This is a genomic window from Flavivirga rizhaonensis, from assembly GCF_004791695.1.
Lineage (GTDB): Bacteria > Bacteroidota > Bacteroidia > Flavobacteriales > Flavobacteriaceae > Flavivirga > Flavivirga rizhaonensis.
The window spans coordinates 72241-81869 of sequence record NZ_SRSO01000024.1 but is presented as its reverse complement, the minus strand read 5'-3'; the positions used below and the strand labels follow the sequence as shown (position 1 = coordinate 81869).

Sequence of the window (9629 nt, the reverse complement as noted above, 5' to 3'; positions counted from 1 at the left end):
TGGTATTATTTAAGTTAATTTTGCACTAACAAATTAATAATACCTCCTGGTTTTAGAATGACACTTTAAACATACAAACTCGATTTAATTCTTTTTAGAAAAATAATATTAAAGAAATGATTTTCAATTGTTTGTCATTTCGACAGAGCGAAGCATGAGTGACGAGAAATCTCATAAGGATGGGATTCCTCCTCAATAGCTACGCTATATACGTTCAAGTAAAATATATTTTACTCTCCGTAGCGTTCGGAATAACATAGTTTCTTTATTAAAACAATTAAACAACTGATTGTTAATTTTTAATATATCGAGCTCACGTTATTTTATTATTTACTTTTCTTTGCGCGTCCAAAGAAAAGTAACAAAAGAAAAGACGCCCCCTTCGATAGGAATTTCTTCTCTTGCTTACGCTCGAGAAGAGAAAAACCAAGCACAAAACTTCGACGTCGCGCCAACGCACCATCTAATGCTATGCTCCTGGGTTTCGAAGCTTTTCCCCTTACGCGATCTGGCTCCTTCGCTAAAACAGTCTACCAGACTGTTTCTTTAACGCTCGAACCTCTTACGAAGGGTCAAGGCTTGCCTGATGGTCATTTCTTAAACCCTTTTTTAAATCTTATAATCCTTTATTTAGGAGGGAACGACCTATTCAAAAGGGGTTTCTATCTGATAGATACTATTAACATATCATCACGATGCGGCTTTTCTTTAATATTATTATATTACTGTTCAGTGTCAATATTTGTAGGTACACCTTGGTTGTTGGCCAATAGTCATTAAGTTAAGGTTGAAATGTCAGTCTGAGTACTTCGGCTATGCTCAGTATAAACTAAAGTCGAAGACATTATTAAACCATAGTTTTTAATAGCATTTCGTTAAGCTTCGTTAGGTATCTTCAATATAAAATATATTTTGATAATACCCAATGTGACAAAACAGAATAAATTCCCTTAACTTAATGACATTGAGCTGTCTGCAGACAGGTTTTCGATACCATTTTTTTCAAAAATCATTGTTAAATCTAATTCATGTTATAAAGAATCATCATTATTTGATCGTTTTCTTAAATCCCTTGGCGTATACCCATATTTTTCCTTGAAAGCTTTAGAAAAGTGAGGAGCACTTATAAACCCTGTTACATGTGCAACTTCTTTTATAGAAGTATCTGTATGCTGAATCAATACACTGGCTTTTCTTAATCGTTCATTTATTAAAAAGCGAAATACCGTTTGTCCGTATAATTGTTTAAACCCATACTTTAGCTTGTATTCATTGGTTCCAAAAGTATGTGCTAATTCTATTAATGGAGAAAGTGGTTTGTCTAAGTTATTTATAATGTGATCATGTACTTTTCTGATTTTTCTAATATCAGTAAAACTTAGGTTTAATGGTTTGCTTTTACCTGTAATATTGGTAAGATTGGCTGTTTTGTTTTTACTGGAGTTTACAGTTTTTCGTAATTCAGTTTCCCTTTCTGTACTGTTTTTAATAAGTTCTATAGATGTGACTACAATTCTCTTCGATTTATTAACCCGATCAATAAATTTACTAACTAGACAATTTGTTGTTAAAATTAACTTTTGTTTGGTTCTAAAAGATAGCATAATAAATTCCTCATGAGCATCCAGATTGGTCAGAGCTAACTTAGACTTTAAGCCGTTCCATGCTAATTTTGAATCTTGTGTTAAGAAAGTAGAAAATGCTTTTTCTTGTAATTCGTCATCATCAAAAAGTAGCATTTGTTTTATACGCGCATTAAAGGCAACAATAGTATCGTTAGAGTCTAAAACAAAGAACATTTGAACCAAATGTTTGTAAGTTTCGTTTAGATTTACGTAGCCCTGATGAAGAAAAGAAGCTTTTATTTCTTCAAATGTCATATTAACCAATGCAGTAAGTGCTTCGATATCGTCATCCAAGTTGGATCTTTCAATTTTGTATGCAAAATTCCCACTGGCAAATTCCATAAGCATGGTATGGATTTGTTCTATTCTTTCTTTATTAGTTTCATCATCGTTCATGAATATTACTTTATAGGTTTATTTAATGTTCAAGGGGAAATTATTTTGTCTAATCAGAAAAATCAAAGATTATTTTACTTAAAAAACATAGGGAGCAAAAATTCTATAAGGTCATATTAATTAAGATTATAGTTATTAAGAAATTCTAAAGTATCTTCTTTTTCGGTAAACGTTTTAATCATAAAAGCTGGATTATTAGCTTTAATAAAAAATTGGGACAGGGTGTTTTCTAATGGGCTGTTCACTAATAAAGCTACCGCTTTAATCAAGACAGAACCTTCCATAGCAAAGTAATTTCTCGCACTTTTATCAGTGCTTTTTATACCTCTTACATCAGTAAAGATTAAAAATGATTTACCTTGTTGCAATGAGAGTCTATCTTCTACAATTTTCATGGCTGCAGTTTCGTCCAAGGAGACTCCATTTTTGTGTATAGTATATAGAATGTTTTCTTCTATCCAAAACTTTGCATATTCATTTTCTTTTACATTGTTTGGCATACTATTTTAGATTGAGAGGTTTTAAAAATTTTATATTAAATTTAAATAGATGTATTAGCATTGTTTTTATTGATTTAATATTATTTAGAGGGGTTTAATATCGTATAAACAGGAACCCCCCAAAATTATTTTACTTGAAAAAGCAGCGCATGTAAAATCTGTAACGGTTCATAATTATATGTCAACCTGATTATTTAGGAATTTTAACGCCTCTTTCTCATCAGTAAATACCTGAGTTATGATGGCTGGATTACTGGTTTTAATATAAAAACCTGATATTGTACTAGACAACGGATTATTAACTAATAAAGCTACAGCTTTAATTAAAATTGAGCCTTCCAGTGCTAAATAATTTCTTGCGCTTTTGTTTATTTTTTTAACACCTCTCATATCACAAAGGATTGAAAGTGTTTTTCCTTGTTGCAATAGAAGTCTATCTTCTACGACTTTCATAGCTACCGATTGATCTATAGAGATTCCATTTTTGTAAACAAAATGAAGAATGTCTTTTTCAATCCAAAACTTTGCGTACTCATTTTCTATATGGTCTATCAAAATTGTTTTAAAATTTAGGGTTTTCAAATTTTTTATTCTTACTTATCTATATACATAAATTATGTTGTTTTATTCTATTCTTAATTAATTCTAAATGTGAGATATGTCTTATTATAATGCGAGACAAATTAGGACAAAAATAAGTTAGGACAAAACAAATATAATTACAATTATTTTAATCTAGCTGGGGTAAAACCGTACTTTTCAATCTTTAAAGACACTTTTAAGTTAATTGTATTTTATATTTTTATTTCTAACTAGAGCAAAAAAACGCATTTCTAAATGTCTCTATAATCATTTGTTTATCAGGTAGTTTAAGGTTTTTTTATTTGCTGTATTTGCTCTCAATATTTTTTTTTGCCTAATAGAAACTTATCTCAAAAGGATAAAAACTTGTCTGTAAGGGATTTTTTGTTAAATCGTTAGAGCAATAATGAGATTAGGTTCTTAACTTTATGAAAGACTATACTATTTGCATAGTAGATTTTATAATCTAAATCCGCCTATTACTATAGGTTTACCATCCTTTTTTATATTCAATAATTACATAATACATTTAAAATGGCAAAAATTAAGCATAATAATTTCCTCGATACCGTTAATGAAGTATTTACCGACGCCAAAGAACAGGGCGTATTACATTTATATGCTGAAGGCGATAGTTTTACGGGTAGAAAGATACGGGTAAAACAAAAAGATCTTTTTCATTTCGGAACAACGGGATACTTGGGGTTGGAACAAGATGAACGCTTAAAAAAAGCAGCCATGGATGGTGTTTATAAATATGGAACGCAATTTCCACTTTCTAAAAGCTATATTTCAAATCCTTTATATGCTAAGCTAGAAGAGAAGATTACTCAATTGTACAATGCACCTATTATTATTACAAAAAACAGTACGCTTGGACATCTTGGGGTTATTCCTAGTGTCGTTGAAGATGGTGATGCTATTATTTTAGATCATCAAGTTCACTGGAGTGTACAAAGTGCAGCAAATGTGCTTAAAACACGAAGTGTGCCTATTGAGATGATTAGACACAGTCATCTTGATATGTTGGAAGATAAAATCAAAAAATTATCTTCTAAATACAAGAAGATATGGTATATGGCTGATGGTGTTTATTCCATGTATGGTGATGTTGCGCCTTTAGATGAACTCATGGAGTTATGTAATAAGTATCCGCAATTGCATCTGTATTTGGATGATGTTCATGGAATGAGCTGGACAGGTAAACACGGAACGGGTTATGTGCTTAGTAAATTAGACGAATTACCAGAGAATGTGTTGTTATTTGGAACACTTAGTAAAACTTTTGGAGCTAGTGGAGCTGTTGCTGTATGTACTCATAAAAAAAGATATCATAAAATTAAAACCTTTGGAGGCCCTTTAACTTTTTCGGCCCAATTAGAACCAGCTTCTGTTGCAGCAGCAATTGCATCTGCCGATATTCATCTTTCTCCAGAAATTTATATGCTGCAAAATGAATTATTAGAGCGTATAACGTTATTCAATACGTTATTATCAAAAACGGATTTGCCTTTGGTTGAACAAAACAATTCTCCAGTATTCTATATCGGTACAGGTATGCCAGTTACCGGGTATAATCTTGTGAACAGATTGATGAAAGAAGGTTTTTTTGTGAATTTAGGAATATTTCCAGCTGTACCCGTAAAGAATACAGGAATTAGGGTAACTATTTCTAGACATAATCAGGCAGAAGAAATTAAAAGTTTAGTAGATGCTATGGTTTATCATTATCCGAAAGCCTTAGAGGATACATATACCACTCCCGATAAAGTAAGAATTGCTTTTAAATTACCTATTTTAAATGAGAAACCTAAAAAGAAGATTGTTGATGAATTTAGTGTTCAATATGTAAAGACCATACAAGATGTCGATAAGATAGAATGGAACAAACTTATGGGAAAAAAAGGCGTTTTTGATTGGGATGGTCTACTTTTTCTTGAAAACGTTTTTACTAAAAATGAACGCTCTGAAAATAATTGGGACTTTCACTATATTATTATTAGAGATGAAGCGCATATACCCATATTGGCCACATTTTTTACATATGCACTTTGGAAAGAAGATATGCTTGCACCAGTTTCTGTCTCTATCAAATTAGAAGAAACACGAAAAAATGACCCTTATTATCTTACTTCCAACGTATTGGGAATGGGATCGCCATTCACAGAAGGCGAACATGTCTATTTAGATAAATCGCATCCTTATTGGAAGTTAGCTATGAAACAGATGTTGGATAAAATTGAAGAACTGGAATTGGAATTTAATTCAAACTGGTTAGTGTTGAGAGACTTTGAAAACGATGAAGAACTTAGTCAATTGTTCCATCAACAAGGCTTTATTAAGACAGTAATGCCAGATTCGTGTCAAATCCTTGATCTTTATTGGAAGACCATGGATGAGTACCCTGAGTCATTATCCACACGTTCTAGAAAACACTTTAAAAAAGACATCCTGCCTTATGAAGAACGTTTTAATATTGTACATAATGTAAGCCCTAATGACACACAGATAGACCAATTTTACGAATTGTATAATAACGTAAATAAGCATAATCTCGCTTTAAACATGTTTCCTTTACCAAAAAAGCTATTTACAATGATGGCTCAACATCCAAATTGGGAGTTCATAGCAATTTATTTAAAAGAGGAGTTTAATAAAGGAAAATCACATATACCAGTAGGTGTTATGTTTTGTTACAAAAATTTAGGAGCGACTTATACACCAGCTTTTATTGGTATGGATTACAATTATACTGATGAGCATCAAGTTTATAGACAACTATTGTATCAGACAATTAAACGAGCTACAAAACTTAAGTTTAAAAAGATAGATTTTGGTATGACTGCTTCTTTTGAAAAGAAAAAAGTAGGAGCGACTATTATTCCTAAAGTAGCCTATATACAAGCAAAAGATAACTATTCTATGGAGTTAATGGGGGTTATGGAAACGAATTAGTTTGCTAATAATTAACGTGAATTTTGTTTTAAGAGTCGAAGATGTCACTTCGAAATTCTGGAAGAATTTAGTATCGAGAAGCTTTTTTTGAGAATTTATTTGTCTGCCTATTAGCAGCTACGGTGTACTCACATCTTAAAAAAAGATTCATTATTTACTTTTCTTTGCGCGTCCAAAGAAAAGTAACAAAAGAAAAGACGCCCCTTCGATAGGAATTTCTTCTCTTGCTTTAGGCTCGAGAAGAACCAAGCACAAAACTTCGACGTCGCTTCAATGCCTCACCCAATACTACGCTCCTGAGTTTCGAAGCTTTTGTTCTTTATTCTTACGAAGGGTCGGGGCTTGCCTGATGGTCATTTCTTAATAAGTACCAAATATTATAATCCTATGACCTGTTCAAAAGATGGTTCTAAGTGCCTCTCTTCTGGAGGTTTTGTGGTATTATATACGGCTAAATATGCTTAAGGTTTGAAGAATCTCTAACAATTAATTCAGCATCCAGTATTATCTTATTCAGTTGTTGTTTAATAGTGGTTTTTTTAGCGTGTTCTAAAAACGTTTTAGCTGCCTGCTTTCCAATTTCAGTGCTATGTTGATTTATACTTGTAATAGAAGGCGTAACCATGGCAGTAAAGGGTTCATTGCCAAAACCTACTAAAGCAATATCATGGGGCATCTTAATATCCTGTTCATTTAACACTTGTTGTGCTCCCAAAGCAGCATAATCACCTGCGGCATAAACGGCATCTGGTCTGTTCTTTAAAGCCAATAACTGAGTCATTTTCTTTCTACCATCTTCAGTAGTTAGATTGCTTTCAATTAAAAGTTCATCTTCGATAGGAAGATTATGTTTTTTCAGAGCATCAATATAACCTCTTATTCTATTATTAAAAATTCGTGTATGTTTATAACCACCAATATGAGCAATTCGTTTACAACCTTGCTGTACTAAATGATCAACAATCAAATGACTGCTTTCGTAATCATTAATACCAATATAATCTACATTTAAATCATTTTCTCCACGATCGAATAAAATCAAAGGAATACCCTTAGATTTAATTTTTTCATAATAATCCAAATCAATCGTTTCATTGGCCATAGAAGCTATAATACCGTCTACCTGGGTAAACAAAAGGGTGTCAATATTGCGGCATTCTTTTTTATAAGACTCATTAGATTGAGTTATGATGATATTGTAGCCTTCTTTATCTAATTCCTCTTCGATGTTTTGAATCACAGAAGAAAAAAAATTACTATTAGTTCTAGGAACTATAACGCCAACTAAATGACTTTTTCCTTTACGTAATGCACTGGCAAGATGATTTGGTTGGTAGTTTAGGTTTTTAGCAACTTGCTTTACAGCCCTTTTAGTCTTTTCACTTATACGAGAGTCATCATGCAAAGCCTTAGAAACAGCAGCAGGAGAAATATTTAAAACGTTAGCAATATCTTTTATGGTTGTTTTCTTTTTGATGTTCAATTTTTTTATATATTTGCTTAAACGTTTAAGCAAATATAGCGTTTTAGATTTATAATCAAAAATGTAATTTTAATATAGTGCATTTTTGGTTTTATTTTTAAAAATTGATTAAACGTTTAAGCATTAATATAAACTAAACATTTAAATAAGAAAAAATGAAAAAAGTAGTCACTTTTGGAGAAATTATGTTAAGATTAGCTCCCCATGGATTTTTAAGATTTTCACAATCAACATCATTTGATGTTATATATGGTGGAGGAGAATCTAACGTTGCTGTATCTTTAGCAAATTATGGAGTTCCTGTGGATTTTATAACACGTTTACCAAAAAATGATATCGGTGAATGTGCTATGATGGAAATGCGTAAGAGAGGTGTTGGAACAGACAAAATTGTTTGGGGCGGAGACCGCTTGGGTATTTATTTTTTAGAAACGGGAGCCGTTAACAGAGGATCTAAAGTAGTGTATGATCGTGCTCATTCTGCTATGGCAGAAATTCAACCGGGAATGGTGAATTGGGAAGAGGTTTTTGATGGAGCAGATTGGTTTCACTGGACAGGGATAACCCCAGCTATTTCTCAGAGTTCTGCCGATGTTTGTTTAGAAGCAGTAAAAGCAGCAAGTAAACTGGGTCTAACTATTTCAACAGATTTAAATTACCGTCAGAAACTTTGGAAATATGGAGGGGATCGTGAAAAAATAATGACGGAGTTAACATCTTATTGTGATATCATTTTAGGAAATGAAGAGGATGCTGAGAAGCATTTTGGAATTAAACCTGAAGGATTGGATATAACAACTCAAGGAGAACACGTTAAAGGCGAAGCATTTTTATCGGTTTGTGATCAAATGTTAAAAAAATTCCCGCGTGCTAAAAAAGTGATCACTACGCTAAGAGGATCCATATCAGCTTCACATAATACTTGGGCTGGCGTTTTATATGATGGTGAAACATTATATGAATCACCTCAATATCAAATTACAGACATTGTAGATAGAGTAGGAGGAGGAGATTCTTTTATGGGAGGATTAATCTATGGTTTGATAGAATATGAAGGAGATGATCAAAAAGCATTAAATTTTGCTGTCGCAGCTTCTTGTTTGAAACATACAATTAAAGGGGATGCTAACCTTTCTTCCATTGATGAAGTAAAAAAACTTATGGGTGGTGATGCTTCTGGAAGAGTTGCTAGATAATAAATTAATATGTTGAGATGTTTATTTGTTAAACACCTCAACAAAACAAAAAATAAACATAATATGGCACAATTTACAAGAATAGAAGTTGCAGAAATTATGAAAAGCACAGGGTTGGTTCCTTTGTTTTATAATAGCGATATAGAAGCAAGTAAAAAAGTATTAAAGGCTTGTTACGATGGTGGTGCTAGGCTGCTTGAGTTTACAGCCCGAGGTGATTTTGCTCATGAAGTTTTTGGTGAATTAATAAAATATGCAATTAAAGAATTACCAGGTATGGTACTAGGCGTTGGTTCAGTAACTGATGCTGCGGCAGCCTCTAGGTTTATGGCTTTAGGAGCAAACTTTATTGTAACACCGGTTTTAAGAGAAGATATAGCTATCGCTTGCAATAGGAGAAAAGTTTTATGGTCTCCCGGTTGTGGAACCCTAACAGAAATAGCCAGAGCAGAAGAATTAGGCTGTGAAATTGTTAAATTATTCCCTGGAGATATTTACGGACCACAATTTGTAAAAGGTATTAAAGGACCACAACCCTGGACAAGTATTATGCCAACCGGTGGGGTGTCTCCAACAAAAGAGAACCTGGAAGCTTGGTTTAACGCTGGAGTTACCTGTGTTGGAATGGGGTCTAAATTAATGGCTAAAGATGCTAATGGTCAGTTTGATTATGCCAAAATAAAAGAGCAGGTAGGGTTCTCTATTGAGCTTATTAAAGAAGTTAGAAAGTAATTATAAGAATATTGCTTATTCTACATGGCAAAAAACCTTGCTGTATTCAGGGAGGTTTTTCTTTTTTTTATGCGTGTAAATTTGTTACTTTTGGCATCAATTGAAAAATAACTAAATGTCATGTTTATAATCATAAATTATAAATACGACATTATTAACT

7 protein-coding genes are annotated in these 9629 nt (G+C 32.6%); 3 read left to right on the top strand and 4 right to left on the bottom strand.

The window, feature by feature from the left end; all coding sequences use genetic code 11:
* Positions 1 to 1031 precede the first annotated feature (1031 nt).
* The 3 genes from EM932_RS15865 to EM932_RS15855 form a co-directional block, all read right to left on the bottom strand.
* Positions 1032 to 2021 (bottom strand): helix-turn-helix domain-containing protein, encoded by a 990-nt coding sequence (locus EM932_RS15865; RefSeq protein WP_135878185.1) that lies wholly within the window; start codon positions 2019 to 2021, stop codon positions 1032 to 1034.
* A gap of 116 nt (positions 2022 to 2137) precedes the next feature.
* Positions 2138 to 2521: a DUF7793 family protein gene (locus EM932_RS15860; RefSeq protein ID WP_135878184.1), complete on the bottom strand. Its 384-nt coding sequence runs from the start codon at positions 2519 to 2521 to the stop codon at positions 2138 to 2140.
* Between the two features lie 174 nt (positions 2522 to 2695).
* Complete coding sequence (locus EM932_RS15855; RefSeq protein WP_246041109.1) at positions 2696 to 3103, bottom strand: DUF7793 family protein; 408 nt, start codon at positions 3101 to 3103, stop codon at positions 2696 to 2698.
* A gap of 534 nt (positions 3104 to 3637) precedes the next feature.
* Here EM932_RS15855 and EM932_RS15850 point away from each other — a divergent pair.
* Positions 3638 to 6058 carry an aminotransferase class I/II-fold pyridoxal phosphate-dependent enzyme gene (locus EM932_RS15850; RefSeq protein ID WP_135878182.1) on the top strand — a complete coding sequence of 807 codons (2421 nt, stop codon included), beginning with the start codon at positions 3638 to 3640 and terminating at the stop codon, positions 6056 to 6058.
* A 451-nt stretch (positions 6059 to 6509) separates the two neighbouring features.
* Here the strand turns inward: EM932_RS15850 and EM932_RS15845 are convergent, their stop codons facing one another.
* Complete coding sequence (locus EM932_RS15845) at positions 6510 to 7541, bottom strand: LacI family DNA-binding transcriptional regulator (RefSeq protein ID WP_135878181.1); 1032 nt, start codon at positions 7539 to 7541, stop codon at positions 6510 to 6512.
* Between the two features lie 155 nt (positions 7542 to 7696).
* On the opposite strand from EM932_RS15845, the gene EM932_RS15840 reads away from it, so the two are divergent.
* The gene (locus EM932_RS15840; protein ID WP_135878180.1) at positions 7697 to 8737 is read left to right on the top strand and encodes a sugar kinase; all 1041 of its coding nucleotides are present in this window, start codon (positions 7697 to 7699) and stop codon (positions 8735 to 8737) included.
* A 63-nt stretch (positions 8738 to 8800) separates the two neighbouring features.
* Positions 8801 to 9469 (top strand): bifunctional 4-hydroxy-2-oxoglutarate aldolase/2-dehydro-3-deoxy-phosphogluconate aldolase, encoded by a 669-nt coding sequence (locus tag EM932_RS15835; RefSeq protein ID WP_135878179.1) that lies wholly within the window; start codon positions 8801 to 8803, stop codon positions 9467 to 9469.
* Positions 9470 to 9629 lie beyond the last annotated feature (160 nt).